The organism is Bartonella sp. TT121SHDZB, from assembly GCF_042193415.1.
Classification (GTDB): domain Bacteria; phylum Pseudomonadota; class Alphaproteobacteria; order Rhizobiales; family Rhizobiaceae; genus Bartonella.
The window spans coordinates 18,678-45,645 of record NZ_JBHILR010000007.1 but is presented as its reverse complement, the minus strand read 5'-3'; the positions used below and the strand labels follow the sequence as shown (position 1 = coordinate 45,645).

The window sequence follows — 26,968 nt, the reverse complement described above, 5'->3', positions numbered from 1 at the left end:
GACTGCGACTGCGACTGCGACTGCGACTGCGACTGCGACTGCGACTGCGACTGCGACTGCGACTGCGACTGCGACTGCGACTGAAAAAATGTATTATTTCAAACTCATAAGCAAGAAAAAATAACGGATATCCCCCTTAATATTAAGAAAAATTTGATCTTTTTTCTTCAAATACCCACGCTTTTGAAAACATTTCACCAAATATATTTCCTTTTAAAACCACTTTTAAAATATACAACTTAAATATACAACACATTGATTTATAATGATAACATATTTTTCTTCATACTGAAGTCCTCCCAACATCATTCTCTCATTTCAAGTTCTTTGATCAAAATCATTCCTTTGCTCCATTACAAGTAAGGAAGAGGGATAAAATGATTAAAGACAAAACATCTCTTATAAACGCTCTCAAGGACCAAGAGCTTTCGTAACACTCAGAGCGAAAATAATATAATGGTGCCAACCGGTATCTTTATAAAATAAAGATGGTACTCCCTAACGGCTTCTGTATTCATAAAACCTTGTACATTATATTACTCATGATATTATTCACACGGGTAACATCATAAAATGAATTCGAGCGTGCTGAGAAATATTCACTTAAACAAGCATATATAATGTAACAATACAATGATATTCTGTTTTGGCTGCTCTGCTTTGCATGAAAAACGCAGCCCCATTAAAGAACAAGAGTAACAAAAGCTTGAAGAGCTAGGGCAGCTCCATAATTAAAAAATATTGCTATGAACGCTTTTAAAAACAAAAAAATCAAATAAAAAAGATGATAACGGTAAACACTTGTTTTTACCTTTACGCTCCAAAATGAATCTATGTTCTCATCAAAGATAAACAAAACAGATATAATATGTTCACTCTAATTTGGCATAACATCAAAACGACTCATACAGCACAAAAACATTTTATTTTCTATTACATGCTGCTGTATGAGGTTTGAACGTCAAACAACATCAAAACCACGACCTTCATTAAACCCACACCCCTTCATTGTAATATTGCACGGGTTTTAGAAAAAGCTTTGCGGATCAATATCAATTTGAACCCGAACGGAACTGGGCATTTTGGGTGTCCCGCTAAGCATTGCACGTATAAACCCTTGTATATCAAAAGAGCGCTGTCCTTGCAGCAAAAGCCGAAAACGATAACGCCCCCGAACTAAAGCCAAAGGCGCTTCTGCTGGTCCCATAACCGAGATATTTTTTTCCCGTGGCGCTGCTTGACGCAATGCGCGCGCATAATATTCTGCTTCTTGACGCTGTTGTGCAGATACGATCAAAGAGGCAAGCCGCCCATAGGGAGGCAAATGATAATGCTGCCGTGCCGCAATCTCACGTGTGTAAAAATCTTCTGGTTGACATGAAAGTAAGGCTTTGATGACCGGATGATCTGGTTGATAGGTTTGCAATAATCCTAAACTCTTCAATCCCACACGCCCTGCTCTTCCGGTAACTTGAGAAAGCAGCTGGAAGGTACGTTCACTTGCGCGTAAATCGCCATTGGCAAGACCAAGATCAGCATCAATAACGCCAACCAGAGAGAGCTTGGGAAAATGATGTCCTTTAGCGACCAACTGTGTTCCAATAATAATGTCCACATCGCCATTGGCAATGGCTTGCAATTCGCTGCGCAACTGTCCAATCCCTCCTTTGAGATCTGTTGAAAGGATCAATGATCGCGCCTGAGGAAAAAGCATTTGTGTTTCTTCGGCAATTCTTTCCACACCCGGTCCGCAAGCCACAAGATGATCTAATGTCCCGCATTCAGGACAGGCTTGAGGAAGTGGTTCATGATATCCACAATGATGACATTTCAGTTGCCCTTGCGCACGATGTTCTACCAGCCAACTTGAACAATCGGTACAATGAAAACGATGTCCGCAAATTCGGCATAAAGTCAGAGGTGCATAACCACGACGATTAAGAAAAAGAAGAGCTTGTTCGCCCTTATCAAGCGTTTGTTTTAAAGCCCTTTCAAGAGAAAAGGAAATAAAGCGCCCCTTTTGCACTCCTCCTTGGCGCATATCAACCACCCGCAACTGTGGAAGTGCAACTTCTTTAAAACGGGAAGGTAAATGCACCTTTTGATAACGCCCTTTTAAAACATTGGCTTGGCTTTCAATCGACGGTGTTGCTGAAGATAAAATAACAGGAAAATGCTCAAAAGAGCCCCGTGCAACAGCCATATCACGAGCATGATAAAAAATGCGCTCTTCTTGTTTATAAGCGCTATCATGTTCTTCATCGACAACAATCAAGCCAAGCTTAGGAAAGGGAAGAAAAAGTGCCGAACGAGCCCCCGCAACGACACGCACCCGCCCTTCTGCAACTTGCCGCCAGACGCGTTCTCTACGACGCGGTGTTAAATCGGAATGCCATTCTGCTGCCGCAGCGCCAAAGCGTGCATAAAAACGATCTAAAAACTGCTGAGTTAAAGCAATTTCCGGCAACAAAATTAAAACCTGCTTGTCCCCTTTGAAGGCTTGAGCAACCGCTTCAAAATAAACTTCTGTCTTTCCAGACCCAGTCACACCATCAAGCAAAAAAACTTGAAACTGAGAAGATAAAACACCTTCCCGCAATACTGTTGCTGCTTCATTTTGTGCTCCCTGCAACTGAGGAGGACAAAAATCAGGATCAGGCATTTCCACAAGATCAGGAGCAGGAACCATAACATCTTCGAAAACCCCTAGAGCTTTTAAACCTTCAACAACAGAAACCGAAGTTCCAGCCGCATGCGCAAGACCAGAACGTGTCCATATTTTCTCATCACGTACCAATTCCAAAATCCGTGATCGTGCTGGTGTGAGACGTTCTACATTGCCACCACAATATCGCAAACCCAGCATCTGCGCTTCCGGCTCTAAAGCAGCCGGTACAGACAAAACCAATCGTGCAACAAGACCAAAAGGTGCCATTGTATAGCGACTAACAAAACGCAAAAATGTGATCATTTCTGACTTTAATGGAGGACAATCAAAAACATGAAGAAGAAAGCGTAATTTTTCACGTGCCACAGGAGCAGCCCCTTTCCCATCCGCTATTTTTTCTCCAACATCCACAACAAAACCGCAAAGTTCACGCCCCATCACCGGAACTCGAACAAAAGAACCAATATTCACTTCCATAGAAGACGGAACTTTATAACTATAAGGGTGAGCAACAGGAAGAGGAACCAATACGGATACAATCTTTTCCTCTATCATGTTTGAATTCATCTTTTTAACCAATCTACGACCTATTGAGCACCAACAGATCTACAGCTTATCTTTAAACACTCTTATAAAATTCATTGCAGGATTCAATCCCCCCGATCACAACACTTTTCTAACAAAAATTCTTTTTAACACGCATTCCATCACCAAAGTGCCAATATAAAGAACCAATCTCTTCTTCTATAGCAAAAAAACAGCGCCATCCTTCTGTGCAAATAAAGCTCATCACGCATTCAACATGATATCGTAAGTGCGTCCTTCAACAAAGCGACCCCATAGTGTGACTTCTTCCCAATGCACACTTTTATTTTTTTTACTGCCTCATATCTCAATTTATCTTCAACAAACTGATTTATAAAGATATAATCATCATTATACATATTGTAACAAAAACCTTCAATACGAGAATTTTTTTCGTTATAAACAAATTCTTTGAGCACAGAAAAACTTCATGCATAAAGCGCATATTTTCATCAACGGTGTTTTGCGACACAAAAATCCATTCACTGACACGCAACAAGAAAAACTAAATGTAAACCTCGTGAAAAAAGGAAACGTCTTATAAAAATTCTCAAATATCAAGAGCAATCACCAATGGGAAATGAGCACAGTGTATGATAATACTGGCTTATTGCCATAAGCATAAAGATATCATCAAGCAAAGATGCTAAGATACAAAGATGGTAGTGCGAAATGAATCCTACGCCTTATTACGAGCAACACCATGAAATGGACGTGAAAACAATAAGAGAGCTTTCTTTACAAAAAGTAGATACATAATTAATACCCTGGCATTTTTGTTCTTTATATTAATTCTTGCTCTTGCTTTTGCCGTCAACAATAGCGCATAACAAAAAATAGGGTAAAAGCTAAAAAGAAGAGGTTAGAGATGAAGTTTTTTGTGGATAGCGCCAATATTGAAGAAATCCAAGAGTTACAGAATTTAAGTCTTGTTGATGGTGTTACCACCAATCCCTCTCTTATCCTAAAATCAGGACGCAATATTCTTGATGTTACAAAAGAAATTTGCGCCCTTGTTCGCGGACCTGTTTCTGCTGAAGTTGCCGCAACTCAATTTGAAGACATGATGAAAGAAGCGGCTGTTTTAGCAAAGGTTGCCGACAATATTTGCATCAAGCTTCCTTTAACACTTGATGGATTAAAAGCCTGTAAAGCCCTCACAAAAGAAGGATTAAAAACAAATCTCACCCTTTGTTTTTCTGCCAATCAAGCCTTATTAGCAGCTAAAGCAGGTGCGACATTCGTTTCACCTTTTATCGGAAGACTTGATGATTGCGGAAATAATGGCAGTGAACTGCTTCATGAAATACGCACAATTTATGATAACTATAACTTTGAAACACAAATCTTAGCTGCTTCAATCCGTACCGTTAATCATGTCAAAGAAGCAGCACTAAGCGGTGCTGACGTTGCAACAGTTCCACCAACAGTCTTAAAAGCCCTAGTCAAACATCCTCTTACTGATAAAGGGTTGCAAATATTTCTCGACGACTGGAAAAAAACAGGACAAAATATTGTTTAATATCTAGAAGTTGTATTGGAAAGATCTTTTGAAAGTAACAAAAAAATCTGTTCCGCCAACTCTTCCGCAACACGTTTTTTTGCATCTTCTTCTGCTTGCATCGTTGCATATTCTTGACGAAGGCGTTCAAAAGAGGCGTTCAGTGTTGCAGTTCCTTTTACAATAAGAGTATTTTTCATATCCTGCAAAGTATAAGAAGCTCTGCTCATAATAATTCCAACAGAAGATCGTCCCTCTCTCTTTTTATCATAATCAACCTCTATCTGCATCGATTCTCTTGTAAATACGGACGTCTGCAATGCCAATCGATAAGCCGGTAGAGAAGATTTACCCCCATTCCCATACAAAAGAAACAGTAAATGATTGCGCACCATTTGACCAAAACGATCCGAAGGTTCTTCCACAACAATAGAGGCAAGCTTTTGCGCAAGCCCCAAAGAAGCTTGTCCAGAAGGGTGTGTAGAAGAAGAATTCCCATAAGAAGCAGCATCCATCGCCATTGAACTCTGCAATTCTTGACGGTAAAGCGGCTCAACTTTGCATCCACACAACAGTGTGAATACACCAGCTAAAACGAAAAGAATAAAACTTTTAAAGAACGACATTCACAATCCTTTTTGGAACAACAATGATTTTTTTCATAGGCTTTTCAATCAGCTGCGCCTTTACAAAGTCTAAAGCCAAAACCGCTTCTTTAATCATCGTCTCACTCGCTGTTGCTGCAACAGTCACTTCACCACGTTTTTTACCATTAATTTGCACCGGCAAAGTGTAACACTCTTCAACAATTAATGCGGGATCATAAACAGGCCAAGCAAGCGTAGACATTAAAGTTTCTTCCCCTAAAACAGCATGACATTCTTCTGCTAAATGAGGCATCATTGGTGCAATCATGGCAAGAAAAAAATCCATGGCTTGACGTAAAGAAGCTTTCATTTCATCGTCAACACTTGCTATCCTGTTTAACAACGGTGCCATAATATTCAAGAATTCATAAAGCCGTGCAATAGCCCGATTAAAAGCGAATTTTTCCAAATCATCTTCTACAGCGTGGAGCGTACGATGAGCTGCTTTTGAGAGTTCCAAAGCCGCTCCCTGATGCCCTGCACAAGGGGATATATCCTTTAAAACAGAAGCACTCAAAGCCACATGGCGCCAAACACGCTGGACAAAGCGATGAGCCCCTTCAACACCAGATTCTGTCCAGATAACATCCCTCTCAGGAGGAGAATCTGACAACACAAACCAGCGCACAGTATCAGCACCATAAGATGCAATAATATCGTCAGGATCAACAACATTCTTTTTTGATTTAGACATTTTTTCAATCAAACCAATCGTCACTTCACTTTGATCGGTTAATTTATAAGCTTGACGCTTTCCATCTTTTTCAACAATCGAAATTTCTGCTGGAGAAACCCAACCCTGTTCATCCCGATAGGTTTCATGCACCACCATCCCTTGGGTAAAAAGCCCCTTAAAAGGCTCATCGACCGTCACATAACCTAGCAATTTCATGGCACGCATAAAAAAGCGCGCATAAAGAAGATGCAAAATCGCGTGCTCAATTCCACCAATATATTGTTTCACCGGCAACCATTCAGCTGTTGCTTGTTTGTCAACCGGTTCCTGCGCAAAAGGAGCCGTAAAGCGTGCATAATACCAAGAAGAGTCAACAAATGTATCCATGGTATCGGTTTCACGTTTGGCAGGTTGACCACAGATCGGGCAAGCAACATTCTGCCATGTTTCATGCCGTGCAAGAGGGTTGCCCGGTTGATCAAAAGTAATATCCTCAGGTAATACAACCGGCAAATCAGCACGTGGAACAGGGACAACCCCACAAGTTGTACAATGGATCATGGGAATGGGGCACCCCCAATAACGTTGCCGCGAAATCCCCCAATCACGCAAACGAAATTGCACTGTTTTTTTCCCTTGCGGTTGCCCATTGAGCATTTGTTTTTCAAGCCTTTTCGCTGCCTCTTCAAAGGCTTGTTGGGGTGTTAAACCATCCAAAAATCTAGAATTAATCATCACCCCATCACCAACATAAGGGGTTTCAGGTGTGACAAAATCTTCTTTCTCAACTCCTAAAGGCAAAACCACTGGTTTTATTGGAAGGTCATATTTACGTGCAAAATCAAAATCTCTCTGATCATGGGCCGGACAACCAAACACAACCCCTGTTCCATAGTCCATAAGCACAAAATTAGCGATATAAACGGGAATATGCATCGTTGAATCAAAAGGATGCACCGCTAAAAGAGGAGTGAGAAACCCTTGTTTTTCAGCCGTTTCAAGTGCTGCTGTTGTCGTTCCACCACACCGACAATTTTCGATAAAAGCACTCAACGCTTTGTCTTTTTTTGCCAAAGCTTGTGCAATAGGATGATCAACAGACAGAGCCAAAAAGGAGGCACCAAAAAGTGTATCAGGGCGCGTTGAATAACAAACAACCTCATCAAATTTCTCACAAACATCATCAGTATCACCTGTCGACTTTAAAGCCCAACGAATCAGCAAACCTTGTGATTTTCCAATCCAATTTTTTTGCATGGTGCGAACTTTTTCAGGCCACTGTTCAAGCTCTTCAAGCCCAGTCAAGAGATCTTCACTAAAGTCGCTAATTTTGAAAAACCACTGGGTTAATTCCCGCTGTTCAACCAACGCACCAGAACGCCATCCCCGTCCATCAACCACCTGTTCATTGGCCAAAACAGTATGATCAACGGGGTCCCAATTCACCTTAGCCACTTTACGCGCAACCAACCCCTTTTGATAAAAATCAAGAAACAGCATTTGCTGGCGGTGGTAATATTCCACATCACAAGTCGCAAATTCCCGAGTCCAATCTATCGAGAGCCCTAATTGTTTTAATTGCCCCCGCATCACTGCAATATTTTGATAAGTCCAAGTTTTAGGGTGCACTTTATTTTGCATAGCAGCATTTTCAGCCGGCATCCCAAAAGCGTCCCACCCCATGGGATGAAGCACATTAAACCCCTTGGCGCGTTTATAGCGTGCAACCACATCCCCCATGGCATAATTGCGCACATGCCCCATGTGAATACGGCCAGAAGGATAAGGAAACATTTCTAAAACATAATATTTTTCACGAGCATCTTCTTGGACAGTCTGAAAAATTTTCTTTTCATCCCAAATTTCTTGCCATTTTTTTTCTCTCGCCCGTGGATTATAGCGTTCGCCTATCTTATAATGCTCAATCGTCATTCCCATTATACTCTTTTAATAAAACTGAACCAAAAAACTTGTTTTATTATGCTTGACCATGGATTAACCTCATCGTCAACATTTTCGTGAAATATTTCCCTAAGTATTTTATAAAACTTTTAAAAAAACGACCAACTCTTGAACAAAAACGGTAAAGCACAAAAACATGAATACACAAACACCCTTTGATACCCCTTCCATTGAAGCATGGCAAAACCTTCAAAAAGACATTGCTGAAACATGTCAAGAGTTACAACGCCCTGTAGAAGAAATTGAACTTATCGCTGTTTCAAAAACTGTTTCTGCTGTTGATATACGCCCCATTTTACAAGCAGGGCAACGTCTTTTTGCAGAAAACCGCGTACAAGAAGCGGCACAAAAATGGCTCGGGTTACGTCAACAATTTGAAAATATTAAACTCCATCTCATCGGTCCCCTACAATCAAATAAAGCCGCTGAAGCTGTAAAGATTTTTGATGTCATTCAAACGGTTGATCGTGAAAAAATAGCCAAAGTTTTGATGGAAGAAATGCAAAAGCAAAAAAGGCATCTTCCCTGCTATGTTCAAGTCAACACTGGGTTAGAACCGCAAAAAAGTGGTGTTGCACCCCAAGAAGTGATCCCTTTTGTTTCTCTATGCAAAAACAATTATGGACTTGATATCATCGGTCTTATGGGCATCCCCCCTGTCGACGAAAACCCCGGCCCCTATTTCGCATTGTTAGCAAAGCTGGCAAAACAAGCCGGTCTTCCAAAGCTTTCCATGGGCATGTCCAATGACTTCAAAACAGCCTTACAGTTTGGCTCTAATGTCCTTCGCATTGGCTCTGCTTTATTTGGAAAACGCCCTGTGTAAAGCAATTTTCCCTCATATAAATTCATTCCCCCCTTCATATAAATTCCCATTGAAGATTCTACGAACAAGCCCAAAACAGCAGAAATGAGAAAAAATATTTCCTTCAATATCAATAAAAGAGCAATTCTAGCAAAAAAGATTCTAGCCCCTCTTTCATCCTGTTAGCAAAATTAGCAAAAAAGCTAGTCTTCTCAAATTTCTCACCGGCACATCCACAACACATACAATAACTTCAAATTAGCATTGCAATTTGGCTCTCATATTCTCGCACATTGGCTCTACTTTACTCCCCTCTGACCGCCTCTCCAGCACAAGCAACATAAAAAATAAATCCTTATATAAAGGCAAAATGATAAGAGGAGCGTTGCGCATGAATGAAAAAACTGTCGCAAAATCACTAATAGCAAAAGAATATTGAATAAGATCATCGCAATGATTTCCATTGAAAATCATGAATTCTCTTAACTTCTCCAACACGCGTAAACAATTTCCCCACATGCCAATGGCGTAAAGCAGGAAAAAAGAGGCTTATGGCTGCATAATACAGTAACAAAACTCTTTCATGTAAGCCACTTGAGCAAAATAAACATCTCAATTGCCCAATAGAGCACCAAAAGCCGCGCTAAACAACATGAATAGCAATCTATAAGGTCCAACGTAGCATAAAGACTTTCTATGCTCTACAAAGCGTAAAATACGGTCAATATCTGCTTGAAAAATAAAAGAACGAACCCCGTGCATGTAGGCATAACACATACACACAAAACAATAGCAACAAAGCAGATTTCAATAACGATATTCCTTTGTCGTTCTCTTAAACAAAGAGAAAAACTTCAACTTTTCATATACGCAATTTTTCTAAATTTAAACTTTAATTAAGAAAAAACAGGAGATATTTCTTACATTTTAAAATATTTCAAATAATATTATTATCTTTTTAAGAATAAAATTTCATACATACATACCATATATATGATTTATACAGTATTTTTATTGTTATTTTTTTAAATTTATCTTTTACGCTGATATAAAATACATAATAGCCATTTGAAATGTATCATTATGATACTACTTTTAATATAGATAATTAAGGAGAATTAATAGGTCATATAGCGACAAAGCCTTCTTTTGGTCATTCGCACAATTCAAGACCTACTCATAGAAATGCATGTAGTCCTAATGATTTTATGTCTCACATGAATACACGTGGCCTCGAAGTAGGAATGCAGTCAGGAGTAAGCGGTGCAATTCTAGGTGGTACAAGTGGAGGACCAGTGGATGCATTTACAGGTGGAATAGGAGCTTTGTCATTGGGATACATAGGAGGTGCTGCTTGGGGCTTTATAGAAAAAGGTCGTGAGTGTTGGTTCTAATTTATAGAGAATAGCGACAAAGATATCTTTGAAATTAGTAGTTTTGTAAATATATTTGAAAGAATATACCAAAGTTAAATATCTACATCTTTGAAGAAAATAGTTTTCAGAGATATCTACTATAGATCACATCTTATAATCGGATTTTTTTTATAATGAATATTCTTTATGAAATAATAAGGCTGTTTTGCATTCTCATTGTATTCATCCCATATATGCTATTGGTTTTAAAAAAATTGGTAGTTACAGTTGGAAAGGAGCTATAAATCAACATTATATACAGTAATTCTGTTCATTGTTTTTGATAGTTTGTGTAGATATTTTGGTTTATTTAATTATTAATGAACTTATTCTTATTTGAATACGGGAATACAAAATAAAAAAACATTCAAAGCGATAATCAATAAAGCACTTTCCTCTCCCTTTTTATATGATATTTTTTAATATTTTTATACTTTTATAAAAAACTCTGTACTACAATAGATTCTTTCGCATTCACGTATCCTAAATAAGCATAAAATACTCTCTTTGAATACAAACGTATCAGATTTTAAAAATTGACTATTCTAATCTTTGTCATTTAGTCTAACCTCACAATGAAAAGCTTTTGGGAAAACTCTGCCACAAATATAACCATACAAAAATACAGAGGCAGATTTTTCCAAACAATAAAAAGAGGGAAACATGACTGAAAAAATTTATCCAATATCAGAAGAGATCAAAAAAAATACTTTACTCGATGAGGAAACTTATCAACAATGGTATCGAGAAAGCATCGATGATCCAGAAAGCTTCTGGGCAAAACATGGTCAACGCATTGAATGGTTTAAACCTTTTACAAAAGTAAAAAACACTTCTTTTAACGGAGATGTATCGATTCAATGGTACGAAGATGGGATAACAAATGTTACCTATAATTGCATTGATCGCCACCTGAAAACCCATGGAGACAAAATCGCGCTCATTTGGGAAGGAGATAATCCTTATCATGATAAAAAAATAACCTATAACGAGCTTTATGAACATGTTTGTCGTTTTGCCAATCTTTTAAAAAGCCACGGCATTAAGAAAGGCGATAAAGTAACCATTTATCTTCCTATGATTCCCGAAGCAACCTATGCCATGCTTGCTTGTGCTCGCATTGGAGCCATTCATTCGGTTATTTTTGCAGGCTTTTCTCCTGAAGCAATAGCAGGACGCCTTGTTGACTGTGAATCAACCTTTATGATTACTGCTGATCACGGCTTGCGTGGCGGCAAACGGATTAACTTAAAAGACAACGTTGACCATGCCATTGAGATAGCCACGCGCCAAAACGTGCATGTGGACCAAGTCATGGTTATACGGCGAACTTGTGGACCCATTCAATGGGTAGAGGAGCGTGATTTTTGGTACCACGAAGAGATAGCTCATGCCAAAACAGCTTGTCCACCAGAACCAATGAATGCTGAAGATCCACTTTTTATTCTTTATACTTCAGGCTCCACCGGCAAACCTAAAGGTGTTTTGCATACCACAGCAGGCTATCTTGTTTTTGCCTCGATGACTCACCAATATGTTTTTGATTACCACCCCGATGAAGTTTACTGGTGCACAGCTGATATTGGGTGGATTACCGGTCATTCTTACTTGGTTTATGGACCTTTATGCAATGGTGCGACCACTTTAATGTTTGAAGGCACACCAACCTTTCCTGACAAAGGCAGATTTTGGGAAATTGTCGACAAACACCAAGTCAATACGCTCTATACAGCACCAACAGCTATCCGCGCCTTAATGGGAGCAGGAAATGCGTTTGTTGAACACTCAAACAGAACATCGTTGCGTCTCTTAGGCACGGTAGGAGAACCGATTAATCCAGAAGCATGGGAATGGTTTTATCATACAGTTGGAAATGGCCGTTGTCCGATTCTCGATACATGGTGGCAAACGGAAACAGGAGGGCATATGATCACACCCTTGCCCGGTGCAACACCCCTCAAAGCAGGATCGGCCACACGTCCTTTTTTTGGTGTTCAACCCCAAATTGTTGATGCCCAAGGCAATGTTTTAGAAGGTGAAGCAGAAGGCACTCTTTGTATCAGTGATTCATGGCCCGGACAAATGCGCACACTTTATAAGGATCATGAACGCTTTATTCAAACTTATTTTTCCTCCTATAAAGGAAAATATTTTTCAGGCGATAGCTGTAGGCGCGATAGCGACGGCTATTATTGGATCACAGGACGGGTTGATGACATTCTCAATGTCTCGGGGCACAGGTTAGGAACCGCTGAAATTGAATCAGCCCTTGTTTCTCATCCAGCTGTATCAGAAGCAGCTATTGTGGGTTACCCGCATCCCATTAAAGGACAAGGAATTTATAGTTTTGTCACCCTTATGGAAGGAACAGAGCCAAGTGAAGAATTAAAAAAAGACCTTATCAAGCATGTGAGACAAGAAATAGGCTCTATTGCCATATTGGATAAAATTCAGTTTGCTCCACAGCTTCCCAAAACGCGATCAGGGAAAATTATGAGACGTATTTTACGAAAAATCGCTGAAAACGATTTTGATACTCTTGGAGATATTTCAACTCTTGCCGAACCACAAGTTGTTGAAGATCTGATTGCCAACCGACAAAACTAAAAAACACGACGCAATACAACATACGGTGGTTTTTGTTTTTCTGCTAAAATTATCTCAGCATTATTACGAAAACCACCGAGGAGAATAAAAAACAAAACAATTCATGAAAAGCTCAATCATTCTAACAACAAACGCTTTTCTTCATGACAGGTAAGAAATAATTTAAGCAAAAACCTCAGGATTGGGATGCGAACAAGAATAAGAAAGTAAGATAAAAAGAGCAACATAGCTTTTTAAAATCACCCAATATCCACTCAATGCAAAAAAAGCCTCTGAGTAAGAAGGAAAAATAGTTCTGATGTTTATGCTAGAATCCCTTTGAAATTCCTGCTAAAATCATAAATAAAGCTAAAAAAAGAAAGTATAAGTGATAATATTCTTGAGCAAAAATATTTATCTATAACGAGGGTGTATAAAAAATATTGAAAACCATGAAATCTAAAATAAACAAGCTTACAACAAAAATCTAAAGCAATGAAAGTAAGAGTTTTTAGAATAAATGATGCAATATAAAATCAGGAGTAATAATAAAAAGTGATTCATTTTGAAAATGTCGGCCTACGCTATGGAATGGGCCCTGAGGTCCTTCGTGATATTAGCTTTCATATTCCTCCTGGATCATTTCAATTTCTCACAGGTGCCTCTGGAGCAGGGAAAACGTCGCTGATGCGTCTTATGTTTTTGGCACTCAAACCCACCCGCGGTCATATTGATCTCTTTGGAACAGACACAGCATTACTCAAACGACAAGAGCTCCCTGCGCTGCGACAACGTATCGGTGTGGTTTTTCAAGATTTTCGTTTACTCGACCACATGACCACTTATGAAAATGTCTCCTTACCTTTACGCATTAAAGGACAAGAAGAAGCAACCTATCGCAGTGAAGTGGAAGATCTTCTCTGTTGGGTAGGTCTTGGAGATCATATTCATGTTTTACCACCGGTTCTTTCCGGTGGAGAAAAACAAAGGGTAGCCATAGCACGCGCACTCATTGATCAACCCGAAATCCTCCTTGCGGATGAACCAACAGGGAATGTCGATCCGCCCTTGGCAAAACGCCTCCTCCGTTTGTTTATTGAATTAAATCGTTTTGGAACAGCTGTTATCATTGCCACCCATGATATAGCCTTAATGGAACAAGTTGCAGCACGGCGTATGCTTCTCCATAACGGACGGATGACGATTCATGAATAAATCTTTCCCCATTTTTATAAGCAATAAAAAAAACACAACAGCGATTATTCCCAGTGGTAATATTTCTGGAAAAGCACTCGTTGCCGTGATTGCTATTATGACATTTCTCTCAAGTCTCACCTTAATCGGTGTCGATTTAGTCCACCGTGCGGCCAAAAATTGGAGCAGTCAAATTAGCTATGAAGCAACAATACAAATACGCCCCATTGACAATGTTGATATCAACAAAGCACTCCGTGATGCCGTACAATTGGTTAAAACATTTTCTGGTGTACAAGATGCAAAAATTGTTGACCAAAAAGCCACAGAAAAGTTACTGGAACCATGGCTTGGAACAGGTTTTAATATCAATGAACTACCTCTTCCCCGCCTTATCATTGTCACTCTAAAAGAGGATACAGAAATCAATTTTGCAGCTATTAATCACGCCATTAAAACCCAAATTCCAGGAGGTCAATTTGATGATCATCGTGTTTGGGTTCATCGTTTTGCAACCATGGCACACACCACTGTTTTCATTGGTTTTTCAATTTTAGCATTGGTTCTAGGCTCTCTTATTCTTACCATCATTTTTGCCACCCGCAATGCATTGGCAGAAAATGCACATATTATCAATGTCTTATATTTCCTTGGTACTGAAACTCTTTTCATTGCGCGCCAATTTGACTGGCATTTTTTTAAAACTGCGCTGCGTGGTGCTTTATATGGTGGTCTTACAAGCATATTTCTGTTTTCAGCCTTTTGCTTCTGGACGAATTATAACTTGGGAAGAGTAGAAGCCAGCCAAGTAACAGCTTTGTTTGGACATCTTTCCATCAGTTCTATCCCTTATGGAAAAATCATTCTCCTTATTATTTTCGTTTCTTTTCTCACCACCCTTACCAACCGCATGACTATTTTAGCGCAACTGAAAAAAATCGATCAATGTGAAAACGGTTTATTTTAATTTTATGACTCACAACACTTTCAACTCATTGACGCAAAATAATTTAGAACGCCCTCTTCCAAAACGGGCACACTATCGTTGGTCTATGCACTTCTTATTTCGTTATTTTCCACCGACAACCCTTACTCTTGCAATCACTGTTTTCATTTTCTGGGGTGGTTTCATTGTTTTTTCTGAAAAAACCGAACGTCTCTATCCCCCAACCCCTCTTCCCAAAGCCGATGCAATCATTGTGCTTACAGGCGGAGAAAACCGAATAGAGGCAGGACTTTATCTCTTACAAAAGGGGCTTGGTTCACGTCTCCTCATCAGTGGTGTAAACACCACAACCAATCTGAAGGGCTTTATGCATAACATGCATATTACCCCACGGCTTATCTCCTGTTGTATTGACATCGGACATCAAGCGACTAACACCAGAGGAAATGCCAAAGAAAGTGCCGATTGGATCAAAAAACACCACTATAAAACCCTTTATATCGTCACCCATGATTACCATATGTGGCGCTCGATGCGAGAACTTAAATATTTAATGCCTGATATCCATTTCATTGCCTATCCTGTTAAAAAGAACAATGCTGAAAGCGCAATACAACAGATCAATCAAATCCGCATTCTCATATTCCAATATATTAAAACGCTCCAAGTCTATATCAGAACAGCATTCTAATCTTTATCCTTCTGACTTTTTAAAAACCTTACCACCTTCTGACCGCTTCATAGCGTTCTCTCTTTTCACTTCCACACAGGTTTCTTCCATAAGGTGATAGAAAAACCGCCCTTAAGGTAAAGCAGAATGCCTCAATACACTTGCACATTCACACGCTTAAAAAACATCTCTCACATCCCAAACTTATCTCGGCGTTCCCGATTTATAGATGATATCCCAATGGTATAATATTAGCAGTCTAGGAATCTTCCTCTCAACGAAGGCTCTTTACAATCATACACGCTTCAGCATCATGAAATGGGCTTTGGACGCACCAAGAGATATCTCTTTAAAACAAGCACGTGAATGTGCAACACATGTATATTTGTATCGCGTTCTATTCTTTATGAAAGGCTCTCTTTAAAGAGCAAAAAAGGTGCTTATCAAAGTTACGCCTATTCAAGATCTTTTAAAGATTGTTGCAAAACTTAGTCAATAGCACCGCCAATTTAGCTTTTCTTTCTATTGAGTAAAAAAATGCCGTATAGCAGAATTTAAAGGCTTTGCACAGTTTTGATCTCGCTTCCTTATTTCACTCTCTTGTTCTTTTATTAAAAAAACAATCCGTACAGGATTGTTTTTGTTATCAATCTTTTCAATGCTTAATGATACTGCCGACTTTTTTCTCAAAGGACAGCATCACTTCCAACGATCTGTAAACAATAACCAAACAATCCAGCTTTTTGTCTAGCGGGTTTCACTTGGCTTCCCCATTTATACTATGGTCACTCACATAAGGATCGACAAACGAGCCATACTTTAAGAACATTCACCACATACTCTAAAAACATCTCGTGTGAAAAGCTTTACACAAGCCTTAATATTACCGCTCTAAACGCTTATGTTGTACCACCACATCTCAAAGACGCAGTTTTACCGCACAATGAATAACTTAACATTTTCAGTTTCTCTCACTTCCAATTTTGGAAGATTGCGCACAATTTTCATTGTTTCCAAGCTTACAGTAACAACCCGTTGAAACAATTCCAGAGGGTAAGCTGGATTACCCACCGTTTCAACAGCATAGCGATTGGCATCATTAACAAGACCGCTCGCTTTATCCGTTTTAACAACTTGCCGTTCCATAACCCACTCAAGAGCAGGCTTGCCACTCACTACATACTCATAAGCCTCAAGAGGAATATTCTGCATCGTGATATGCGCATTATAAATCACGGTAGTTTTGTCAGTAGCACCGCGCTTACCAGCAAATTTCATTGCTTCAACACGGTAAAAACGCACCTCATCAGCAATCACCCAAGTGCGTGGATCACCTTGTTTATAGGTAACGGGATATGGCTCCACCTCTTCATAATTCATATGCAAATCACCAAGCTTTCGCCCCGCTGTTACAAAAGCCCAAAAATCCTCTACCTTTTTAACTGTTGGAATACGTGGCAATTCTTTAGACAGATTATGCGCATAACGTGCACGATAATCTTCAGAATGAAAAATCCCATAAACATAATAAAACAAATCATCCTTTGTTATCATTTCACCAGGATATGCTGCTCTAAAATAGGACAACCCTTCATCCGTGAGTGCATCGCGCTGCTGCAAACCAGCTACTTTGCTTTCCTCTGCAAAATTTGCAAACAAATGAACCTGATTCCCTTTTTTAGCTCTTAAGGACGCAACATCTTCATAAACATACCGTGGAAAACATTGGCCTTTCTCCATTGCATCCAAGCTAGGCAAGCCCCTACTCATCAGAACAGAAAATCCACTGCTTGCTCCAACTCCCGTAACTTGTATCACCTTATTTTCAGCCGCCTTTTCTAAAGGAAAGATACGTGGCATTTGGTATACTCTCTCATTAAAAACACGATTATAATAAAGCCATTGTTGTGTAAAAGGACGATAAAGGCTCTGAGTAATATACGTATCTTTAAATTTAAAAGCCTTTCCCCTTATTAATTCTTCTTTAAGACTACTACTCCAACTAATCCTTTCAGCATCTGTATTGACAAAATCGTTCACAGCATTTGCACGCATCTTGCGGTTAGAATGTAGATGCGCAACATTAAAACGCTCTACTTCACTGTTATAAAAAGCAATCATATTATTCATATTTTTTGTTAGGTTTTCATAGCTGAAATGATATGCCCACGCATCACGACTAGTTTGTATGCCACGAGAAAACGTTTCAAAGAGCTTTTTATCACTGCCTTTCTTGTCACCCAAAGCCAGAAACTTTTCAAAATCATTATTGCGTTGATCCAGCCAATCGCCATGCTCATCGGGTGTAATCATCTGCCAACCATATTCACGTTTTATACCGTCAACACTGCTCAATCGCTGAAGTTTGCGTAGCTTTTCTTTTGTTGTGAGATTATCACCAATATCATGATAATAAATTTTACAATGCTTCGTGGCATTAGGATTTTTAATAAACAGTGTCACAGCAATTCCTGTCATGCTTCCACTTTCAAAAACATTTTGCCCTTCTTGAGCACGTCCTTTGCTCATCATATTTTTGCGAATATCACCCCGTAAATTGAAAATATAAATGCTGGAAAATTCCTCACACAATTCTTTTCGTAAACCACTCATAGAACATCCATTAATAAAACCTGCATTTGTTACAAAGCCAATAACACCACAGTCTTTTATACGATCACTAGCCCACCGAATAGCACGAATATAACTGTCATAAAGTCCATTAACATTGTTTGCTTTAGATTGAGCCGCATAAGTTTTACGAATGCGACGATCCAATTTAGGATAGGCAATATTTTTCGCATTGTCGTTTTCACTTTTTTGTCCAGAAGAATAAGGAGGGTTGCCAACAATAACACGAATATCCAGTTCCTTCTGGTGTGAGCGACGAGTGCTGTTATCCACCAGTAAATCACTGATCAGGTCTTTATCTTGTTCATAAAGCTGAAATGTATCCGTTAGACAAATTCCCTCGAACGGAACATAATCTCCCCCCATAAGACTATGATATGTTGTCTCAATATTAATAGCTGCAATATAATAAGCTAACAGCACAATTTCATTGGCATGAATTTCATGACAAAATTTGTGCTTCATTTCTTCTGGTGTAATCAGCCCCAATTGTAAAAGCCGTGTGATAAAAGTCCCCGTTCCTGTAAAGGGATCCATGATATGCACACCCAATGAGCCAAGCGTTTGCCCAAATTCTTCTTGTAAAACATCATCAACAGAACGGATAATAAAGTCCACAACCTCAACGGGAGTATAAACAATGCCTAGTTTTTCTACTGTGCGTGGAAAAGCGTAACGAAAAAACTTATCATAAAGCTCTACAATCAACCTCTGCTTTGCTTTTAGATCCGTAATGCCACTGGCTCGTAATTTTACACTTGCATAAAATTTCTCAAGATCTTTGGATTCCTTATCAAGATTCGCCTCATCAAGCACATCAAGCATACGCTGCATAGCACGCGATACAGGATTCTTACGTGTGAACTGATACCCCTCAAACAACACCTGAAAGACAGGACGCGTGATGATATGTTGTGCCAACATCTCAATCGCATCAGCCTCTGTAATCGTGTTGTTTAAGTCATCACACAGCTCTGCAACAAACCTGTCAAAAGCTCGACGCGCCTCAGTATTTGGCCCTGCGAGAATGCCTGTTAAACGCGTAATATGATTCTTGGCAATCTCAGCAATATTGCTCGCCCAATCTTCCCAATAATCACGTGTCCCACATTTCTTGACAATCTTTGCCAGAATCGCACGAGAAAGTTCATCCACCGGAAAAGAAAACTCCTCGTTTACTTGATCTGTAAGAGTAAAATCATCCTCCGGTGTTCCAATTTTCGCTCGTGCAGGTTGTGCGCGAACAGGAAAATTGTCTACAACAGCCGTAACAACCTGTAACTCAGTACTCTGCGTCACCCCAATAATCTCAATCACATTGCTGATATCTTGCCCGAGGGATGCCTTATTAATCGTTGCATCAAAACGATCATCATGCGCACGCAAAGCATTTAAAATTTGCCAGATAACCCGATATTTATCATTGTTGTTCAAAGCTTGTTCCGCTGGAATCCCAGAGGGAATACCAATTGGCAAAATGATATACCCCATCTTTTTGCCTTCAGAGCGACGCATCACCCGCCCAACAGCTTGCACAACATCAATCTGACTCTTGCGTGGATTTAAAAACATAATAGCATCAAGAGCCGGAACATCCACTCCTTCAGACAAACAACGGGCATTAGACAAAATGCGACAAACATTATCCCCACTATCAGCTTTCAGCCAATCGAGTAATGCACCACGATCTTTCGCTTTAAACTTGCCATCAATATGTTCAACTTCACACTTTAAAAAATTCTCGTTTTCCGCATTCTCTTGAGTATACTCAAGATATTCTCTAACAACCGCAGAAAATTCATCACGCACCAGTTTAGAACTTTCAACAGTTTTACAAAACGCCAAAGCACGATGCATGGGGTGTCGATCAACACCAACATCAGCCTTCATATCTTGTTTTGTCAAAGCCTTATAACAGCCAATAATCTTCGTTGCATCATCAAGGACAAGCTCAGACTTGCTATCACTAAGGCGCTTCTGAACAGCGGAACTGACTAATTTTTCGTCCATTGCTAAGACAATAACCTTATAATCCGTTAAAAGGTTATTTTGTACTGCCCATGAAAAACCCCGATAAAAAAGTGTTTTACCAAAAAACTTTTCATCATCCATTGAAGCAAGAATTGCATTGGCTTCATTTGCACGACTTTTCGCATTATCACCAAAAATGCGTGGTGTTGCTGTCATATAAAGGCGCTTCTTAGCACAAATAACATCATTGGAATGCACCTTAACAAAATTAGATTCATCCTCTCCCACCAACGTTGCACCTGTTGTACGATGCGCCTCATCACAAATGATAAGATCAAATGTTGGCAAACCATAGTTTTTCTGTGCATCAGAAACCACTTGTATCGATTGATAGGTTGCAAACACAACGGTCATCTTATCTGCAACACCATCGCTCGCACGTTCTGCCAGTTTAGCAGCATCAGTTGTCGCCGGAAAAGCAAGATCAAACACATCAATTTCAGCAACATCATCACTATTTTTACGACGCTTTCCCACTTGTGTATCTGAACAAACAGCAAAGGAGCGTAATTCAATTTCTGCATCCATTGTCCATTCACGAACCGTCTGTGACATTAAAGCCAAGGAAGGCACAAGAAACAGAACAAACTTGCCTTCACCCGTCAAATCTTCAGCAATCTTAAGACTAGTAAATGTCTTACCAGTACCACAAGCCATAATAAGCTTGCCCCGATCTGCTTCAGCAAACCCCGCACGCACAAAATGCAATGCTTCCAGCTGATGGGGACGCAGTTTCTTTTTATCTTCCAACACAACTTTGCCGTTGGCTGCAAAAGTTTCCCAACGGATAGGACTTTGTTGCATATCGGAAAGATTAATCCGTATAACAGGAATATCCTGCCCCCGTATCATTGTTTCAGCGTTGTCACTCCAAGCACTTTCAGTACTGTCTATAATCACACGCCGTTTGAATGGAGCTTTACCTGATGCCGAAATAAAACTATCAATATCTGCTTTTTTAATTCGATAAGCTGCATCATAAAATTTACATTGGATAGCCGCAAAGCCCTCTTCATCACGAATCTTTGCCACAAGATCAATACCGGTATCACGACCATCCCAACCATTTTCATGCGCCCAATCTTTAAAGGTTTGAACCCTTTCATACTGATCAAACTGAAGAGGATCATATGTCAGATAAGCAAGAGCAAAACGCTCAAAATATGTTCCTTTATCTCGTTCGGTACGCGCTTTATCACGATATATCTGTAAAAGCGATTGTAGCGTCATGCTTTCCGCCCTATTAAAAACATCTTCAATTATCGAGTCTAGACCATTTCGTCAATGCCTATCGTTCTGCCCAAAAGACTTTAAATGTCTTGATTTTAAGACAGTTTTTTCATGCTTAATTGAATAACATGAGGAAGTCGTTTTGTTCACTTGGTCTAAAACCCCAAATCATATGACACGTTTACTGATGTTTACATCCCTATGGATATAAACGTAAGGTGTGATGATTTTAAAAATATTTATTTTGCATTTTGTAATAATACAAAATAAAATGTGCTGTCATATGAGGATTTATCTTAAAAATGAGAAGGGAGCAATGGGCACTATACCTGCAAATGAAATAGATAATAGGGAAGAAACTTCACACACAAAATATCGCATTCTACGGAAAGTATTCGCTATAATACGCAAAATATTAATCTTTCAGTCTCGGACCCTACCTAAGAGCGAAACTGTCACACCAATTACACATACCAATGATCATTATTTCTCTCTTTATTTTTTTTGGTTGCCTAACTGCAATATGGTTTTATAATGCTCTTTTATTCCATCTCACACCTGCTGAGTATGAGCTTAGACTTTTTCAATAAATCAGCGCTCTTTTCATTCATACATCATTCAAAATGAGAAGCTTTCTACCTCTCAAACTTTTTCTCATCCATACTTTGTTTCACAAACGCTTCACTCAATTGATATAACAACACATGTCGCAATTAATAACCGCTTAATCACGCGAGAGCGCAACAACAGGATCAAGCCGTGAAGCCTGCCGCGCTGGCGAAAAACCAAAACATATCCCAATAATCGTCGAAAAAGTGAGAGATAGGATGATAGAGTCAAGTGTATAAACCAAATGGATAGGTGCCTTAAACAGAAGAAATAAGCCACCGATAGAAAGCCCAAGCAAGATCCCTAAACCACCTCCAATCATACACACTAAAATTGCTTCAATGAGAAATTGTTGTAAAATATCACTCTGCCGTGCACCAACAGCCATACGTACTCCAATTTCATTGATCCGTTCAGAAACTGTGACCAACATAATATTCATCACCCCAATCCCCCCTACAATCAGTGAAATTGATGCAATTGAAGACACTAAAAGTGTCAAAATATGCGTGCTCTCCATGACACGTTCACGGAAAAATTCGGAATTTCTAATGAAAAAATCTTCCTCACCATGGCGCATAATGAGAAAACGTCGAACCATAGTCTCTGCTAAATGTGAATCAACCTCATCAGCAATTTTAACCATAATGGCACGAACCTGCGTTGTTCCAAGAAAACGAGTTTGCAAGGTTGTATAGGGCAAATAAACCTGCAATGTATTTGAAGTCCCTCCATTATTTTGCGAATCAACAACACCAATAATACGCGCAGGAACATTCCCCACATGCACCACCTTTCCAAGGGGGCTTTCATGGCTATGGGGGAAAAGAATAGACAATGCTTCTTTCTCGATCACGAGATCAACCGCCCGATCACGTACACTTTTTTGATCAAAAAACTGTCCTTTGAAAACCTTGAGCCCCTGTGTTTGAAAAAATTGTTCTCCCACCCCCGCAATGACGGCATTGACTTCAACTGCACCAAAACGCACTTTCGAGCTTGCTGAAATCTGTGGTGTTACACCAGAAACATAAGGTAATCCAGACAAGGCTTCTGCATCAGCTTCAACCAAACTGGTTATTTTTTCTGCTTGTGGATCAGAAAAACTTTTCCCAGGAAAGATTGTCAAGGTATTAGAGCCCAAACTTTTAAAATTTTCCAGAATTTTCTCTCGTGTACCATTCCCTAAAGCTACCATAGCAATAATCGCCCCAATACCGATAATCACTCCAAGCATTGTTAGAAAAGTCCGCATGCGATGTGCATTCATTGCCAACAGAGCCATCACAAACGCCTCACGGAATCGCTCAACAAAAGAACGAAAAAAGCCCAGTTTTTGTCGGCCTTTTAGATTTTGTTGTTCCTGAAGAGATTTTTTACCAACTTTTGTTTTTGCAACCCTTGACCGCTTATCGGCAATAATTTCCCCATCACTGATTTCGATAATACGCTCTGCTCTTTCAGCCACCTGCATATCATGGGTTACAATGATAATAGTACGCCCTTCTTGATGAAGTTCATCCAAAATATGCAATACTTCTTGCCCACTCTTTTTATCCAATGCACCAGTTGGTTCATCTGCAAGAATGACCTCCGCATTATTCATGAGCGCCCGAGCAATAGAAACACGTTGTTGCTGACCACCGGAAAGCTGATTTGGACGATGATTTATCCGATCACCCATGCCCAAACGCGTTAAAAGATCCTGTGCACGCTTTTTTCTTGCTTCCACGGCACATCCCGCATAAATAGCCGGAATTTCAACATTACCAAGAGCTGTTAATTCATTCAACAAATGGTAGCGCTGAAAAATAAAGCCAAAATGATTACGTCGCAAAGCGGACAACTCATCCGCAGAAAGAGAAGCTGTTTCTTTACCAGAGATCCAATAACGGCCAGAAGTTGGACGATCAAGACAGCCTAAAATATTCATCAAAGTAGATTTACCTGAACCAGAAGAACCTACAATTGCCACCATTTCACCACGTTTAATGGTAAGATTAATGTTGTGCAAAACGGTAACAAACGTTTCTCCCGCAGGAAATTTTCGCACAATATTTTCCAAGACGAAGACAGCATCTTCTTGATTTGTGTTCATACTTTAACTCTCGTCTTCGCTATGCATGTTAGAAGACTCTGGCATCACTCCATCAGATGAATTGGTGATGACGACATCACCCTCGTTAAGTCCTGAAATAATCTCTGCCATAACCTTATTATTCAACCCAACGCTCACCTGTTTAGTAACCACTTTATTTTCCCCCACCAAAACAGAAACCCATGCTTTACGCTCTCTTGTCTCATCGCGTAAAGCATCACTTGGAACCAACAAGACATTCTGCGCGCGCCCTAAGATAATATGAACTTGAGCAGTCATATAGGTTCGCAAAAAATTGTCCGCATTATCAACATGTAAAATTCCATTGTAATAGATAGCCGATGATATTAAAGCACTAGAACCACCCACCATACCAGGATTAATACTCACATCAGCACGAATTTCTTCAGGAGCCGGCTCTACTTTTTCTAAAACGCCTTCATAACGACGCTGTGAATTACCTAAAACTGTAAAATAAAGTGGTTGTCCAGCTCGGACTTTAAGAACATCAGCTTCTGAGATTTGCGCCTTGATCGTCATCTTTGATAAATCACCCAAAATAACAATTGTTGGCGCCGACTGAACCGCATTCACATTCTGCCCTTCTTCCACAACTGTTGCCAAAACTGTTCCTGCTAAAGGGGCAGTGATGCGTGTATAACCTAAATTAACCTCTGCACTCTCCACATCAATTTGTGCTTGCACAATCTGCTGACGAAGTTGTTCAATTTGCGCCTCACGTATTTTCACCTGTGTCGCAACTTCATCGAAATTCGCCCGTGAAATCGCACGTGTTTCGATCATTTTTTTCTGACGTTCTAAATTTTTCTGAGCAAGAAAAAAATAGGCTTCTTGTTCTACCAAACTCGCATAATAATGTGATAATGCTGCTTTTTTTCTTTTTAAATCATTTTCCTGATCTGTAGGATCAATTTCTGCCAAGAGATCGCCTTCTTTCACCACACTCCCAGGGGAAACATGCATTGACACCACACGCCCTGTTGCACGCGCACCAACAGCCACCAACCGGTAAGGACGTACAAGACCTGAAGCTAAAACACTTTCCTCAATATCCCCACGCTTCACCACCGCTGTTATATAAGTTGGAGTAGATGTTCCAAAAAAAACAGAACGTAACCATAACAACGAGAAAATGAGAAATATAACAGTTAAAAAGAAGAAAAGTTTTTTGTGTTTTGTAATGAAATTTTTGAGTAAGTTTTTTTTCATTTCCCTACCTTTGCACGCGAACGAGGTGCATTATCAACAACTTCTGGACGCGATACATCAACAACGCCATCCCAGCCTCCCCCCAATGCTTTCATCAACGTGATATATTGCGTAACCAAAGAAACACGGCTATCTTTAAGCGCCATTTGTGCAGAATAATAAGAGCGATCAGCATTTAACAATTCAAGAAAACTAGTATTTCCATTCTCAAAAAGACTCCGTGAAAGTTTTAAGGAATGAAGAGAAGCTTCATTCGCAACGATTAGCTTTTCTAAGCGTTGATGTTCCTTCGTTAATCTTACAAGCGCATTTTCTACATCTTCTAAAGCCTCCAACACAGCAGCTCGATAAGTAATAAAAGCTTGATCACGCTGCGCGCGCGCTACCGCAATAGAAGCCTCGACCTGACCTCCATTAAAAAGAGGAAAACGAAGACCAGGTCCAAAAGACCAGCCAATCGTTGAATTTTTCCATAATTGATCAATTGCCGTTGCTGCTGTCGAAATATTACCTGTTAAAGTAAGTGATGGATAACGATCTGCTTCACGTTGACCAATCCGTGCTGTCGCTTGCGCATATTGACGCTCTGCCCGTCGTAAATCCGGACGTGTTAACAAAATATCGGCTGGAATTCCTGCTGGTATCGGCCAGTGTGGTTGTGGAATCTTTGCATGCTTAGCATTTTTTTGTAAAAGATCTTTCAATGCCGTAGGCACACGACCAGTTAAGACAGAAAGGCGATGAACGCTCATTGCTAAATTTGCTTCCATCTGTGATATATCTGCTTCTGTATTTGCCATTTGTGCTTGCGCATTTGAAACATCAAGCTCTGAAACATCACCAGCTTTTAATCTAGTGCGCATCAGTTCATAAGTTTTACGTTGTGATACAGCAATTTGCCGCACAATCAACAACTTTTGTTGCCAACCACGCATTTGCACATAATTTGTTGCCACATCTCCAAGTAATGTCACCATGGTAGCGCGCATATCTTCCACAGCCGCATCAAGGACATAACGCGCTGCTTCAACCGCACGTTTATGCCCACCAAAAAAATCCAGCTCCCAGCTTGCATCAAAACCACTACTATACTGGTTTAACAATGCATCAGACTGTCCAGAACGACTACGGGTTCCTGAAATTGAATTGGATACATTTGGTAAAAGAGTTCCCACAACCTGCCCTAACCCCGCACGCGCCTCACGTACCCGAGCTTTGGCAACAGCGACATTATTATTTCCAGAAATCGCGTAATCCATTAATGCATCTAGAACAGGATCATTCAAACGCCGCCACCAACCGGCAAGGGCAACCGGCTGCCCTGCAGTCTGTGCAGATTTTTCTCCCCAAACTGCTGGAACACGAAAAGATGTTTTCTGGTAATTAGGACCAACCATACATCCTGACAAAAGCAAACACAACAAAACACTAGAAAATAATCCACGAGAAGCACTCCATTTGAGATTTCTGATATACATCCAGTC

14 protein-coding genes are annotated in these 26,968 nt (G+C 39.9%); 7 read left to right on the top strand and 7 right to left on the bottom strand.

What is annotated here, in order from left to right; translation table 11 throughout:
- Window positions 1–1,027 precede the first annotated feature (1,027 nt).
- Window positions 1,028–3,235, bottom strand: a complete 2,208-nt coding sequence (locus ACFIKI_RS05590; protein WP_375622529.1) for a primosomal protein N' — start codon at window positions 3,233–3,235, stop codon at window positions 1,028–1,030.
- 886 nt (window positions 3,236–4,121) lie between these two features.
- Between ACFIKI_RS05590 and fsa the strand changes: the two genes are divergently transcribed.
- Complete coding sequence (gene fsa, locus ACFIKI_RS05585; protein WP_375622527.1) at window positions 4,122–4,775, top strand: fructose-6-phosphate aldolase; 654 nt, start codon at window positions 4,122–4,124, stop codon at window positions 4,773–4,775.
- Here the strand turns inward: fsa and lptE are convergent.
- On the bottom strand, window positions 4,772–5,380 hold the full coding sequence (gene lptE, locus ACFIKI_RS05580; protein WP_375666212.1) for an LPS assembly lipoprotein LptE: 609 nt from the start codon (window positions 5,378–5,380) through the stop codon (window positions 4,772–4,774). The genes fsa and lptE overlap by 4 nt on opposite strands.
- Complete coding sequence (leuS, locus tag ACFIKI_RS05575; protein ID WP_375666300.1) at window positions 5,367–8,009, bottom strand: leucine--tRNA ligase; 2,643 nt, start codon at window positions 8,007–8,009, stop codon at window positions 5,367–5,369. Before leuS ends, lptE begins: the two co-directional genes overlap by 14 nt.
- A 166-nt stretch (window positions 8,010–8,175) precedes the next feature.
- Between leuS and ACFIKI_RS05570 the strand changes: the two genes are divergently transcribed.
- From ACFIKI_RS05570 to ACFIKI_RS05545, 6 genes are all read left to right on the top strand, one after another.
- Window positions 8,176–8,865: a YggS family pyridoxal phosphate-dependent enzyme gene (locus tag ACFIKI_RS05570; protein ID WP_375666211.1), complete on the top strand. Its 690-nt coding sequence runs from the start codon at window positions 8,176–8,178 to the stop codon at window positions 8,863–8,865.
- A 1,196-nt stretch (window positions 8,866–10,061) separates the two neighbouring features.
- Entirely contained in the window at window positions 10,062–10,238 is a 177-nt protein-coding gene (locus tag ACFIKI_RS05565; RefSeq protein WP_375666210.1) for a hypothetical protein, read from the top strand.
- 684 nt (window positions 10,239–10,922) lie between these two features.
- Entirely contained in the window at window positions 10,923–12,866 is a 1,944-nt protein-coding gene (acs, locus tag ACFIKI_RS05560) for an acetate--CoA ligase (RefSeq protein WP_375666209.1), read from the top strand.
- A gap of 534 nt (window positions 12,867–13,400) precedes the next feature.
- Window positions 13,401–14,060, top strand: a complete 660-nt coding sequence (ftsE, locus tag ACFIKI_RS05555; RefSeq protein ID WP_273723097.1) for a cell division ATP-binding protein FtsE — start codon at window positions 13,401–13,403, stop codon at window positions 14,058–14,060.
- Window positions 14,053–15,006 (top strand): cell division protein FtsX, encoded by a 954-nt coding sequence (locus ACFIKI_RS05550; protein WP_375622516.1) that lies wholly within the window; start codon window positions 14,053–14,055, stop codon window positions 15,004–15,006. The genes ftsE and ACFIKI_RS05550 overlap by 8 nt, the downstream gene beginning before the upstream one ends.
- Window positions 15,007–15,010: 4 nt before the next feature.
- Window positions 15,011–15,676 (top strand): YdcF family protein, encoded by a 666-nt coding sequence (locus ACFIKI_RS05545; protein WP_375666208.1) that lies wholly within the window; start codon window positions 15,011–15,013, stop codon window positions 15,674–15,676.
- A gap of 912 nt (window positions 15,677–16,588) precedes the next feature.
- On the opposite strand, the gene ACFIKI_RS05540 is transcribed toward ACFIKI_RS05545, so the two are convergent.
- The 4 genes from ACFIKI_RS05540 to ACFIKI_RS05525 form a co-directional block, all read right to left on the bottom strand.
- Window positions 16,589–21,547, bottom strand: coding sequence for a DEAD/DEAH box helicase (locus ACFIKI_RS05540; RefSeq protein WP_375666207.1), 4,959 nt, complete (start codon window positions 21,545–21,547; stop codon window positions 16,589–16,591).
- A gap of 724 nt (window positions 21,548–22,271) precedes the next feature.
- The gene (locus ACFIKI_RS05535) at window positions 22,272–24,254 is read right to left on the bottom strand and encodes a MacB family efflux pump subunit (RefSeq protein ID WP_375666206.1); all 1,983 of its coding nucleotides are present in this window, start codon (window positions 24,252–24,254) and stop codon (window positions 22,272–22,274) included.
- Window positions 24,255–24,257: 3 nt separating this feature from the next.
- Entirely contained in the window at window positions 24,258–25,484 is a 1,227-nt protein-coding gene (locus tag ACFIKI_RS05530; RefSeq protein ID WP_375666205.1) for an efflux RND transporter periplasmic adaptor subunit, read from the bottom strand.
- Window positions 25,481–26,962: an efflux transporter outer membrane subunit gene (locus tag ACFIKI_RS05525; RefSeq protein WP_375666204.1), complete on the bottom strand. Its 1,482-nt coding sequence runs from the start codon at window positions 26,960–26,962 to the stop codon at window positions 25,481–25,483. Before ACFIKI_RS05525 ends, ACFIKI_RS05530 begins: the two co-directional genes overlap by 4 nt.
- Window positions 26,963–26,968 lie beyond the last annotated feature (6 nt).

Excerpts from the sequence above, each read along its gene's own strand:
- ACFIKI_RS05590 (WP_375622529.1), bottom strand. The coding sequence starts at position 3,235 with ATGAATTCAAACATGATAGAGGAAAAGATTGTATCCGTATTGGTTCCT.
- fsa (WP_375622527.1), top strand. The coding sequence starts at position 4,122 with ATGAAGTTTTTTGTGGATAGCGCCAATATTGAAGAAATCCAAGAGTTA.
- lptE (WP_375666212.1), bottom strand. The coding sequence starts at position 5,380 with ATGTCGTTCTTTAAAAGTTTTATTCTTTTCGTTTTAGCTGGTGTATTC.
- leuS (WP_375666300.1), bottom strand. The coding sequence starts at position 8,009 with ATGACGATTGAGCATTATAAGATAGGCGAACGCTATAATCCACGGGCG.
- ACFIKI_RS05570 (WP_375666211.1), top strand. The coding sequence starts at position 8,176 with ATGAATACACAAACACCCTTTGATACCCCTTCCATTGAAGCATGGCAA.
- ACFIKI_RS05565 (WP_375666210.1), top strand. The coding sequence starts at position 10,062 with ATGAATACACGTGGCCTCGAAGTAGGAATGCAGTCAGGAGTAAGCGGT.
- acs (WP_375666209.1), top strand. The coding sequence starts at position 10,923 with ATGACTGAAAAAATTTATCCAATATCAGAAGAGATCAAAAAAAATACT.
- ACFIKI_RS05550 (WP_375622516.1), top strand. The coding sequence starts at position 14,053 with ATGAATAAATCTTTCCCCATTTTTATAAGCAATAAAAAAAACACAACA.
- ACFIKI_RS05545 (WP_375666208.1), top strand. The coding sequence starts at position 15,011 with ATGACTCACAACACTTTCAACTCATTGACGCAAAATAATTTAGAACGC.
- ACFIKI_RS05540 (WP_375666207.1), bottom strand. The coding sequence starts at position 21,547 with ATGACGCTACAATCGCTTTTACAGATATATCGTGATAAAGCGCGTACC.
- ACFIKI_RS05535 (WP_375666206.1), bottom strand. The coding sequence starts at position 24,254 with ATGAACACAAATCAAGAAGATGCTGTCTTCGTCTTGGAAAATATTGTG.
- ACFIKI_RS05530 (WP_375666205.1), bottom strand. The coding sequence starts at position 25,484 with ATGAAAAAAAACTTACTCAAAAATTTCATTACAAAACACAAAAAACTT.
- ACFIKI_RS05525 (WP_375666204.1), bottom strand. The coding sequence starts at position 26,962 with ATGTATATCAGAAATCTCAAATGGAGTGCTTCTCGTGGATTATTTTCT.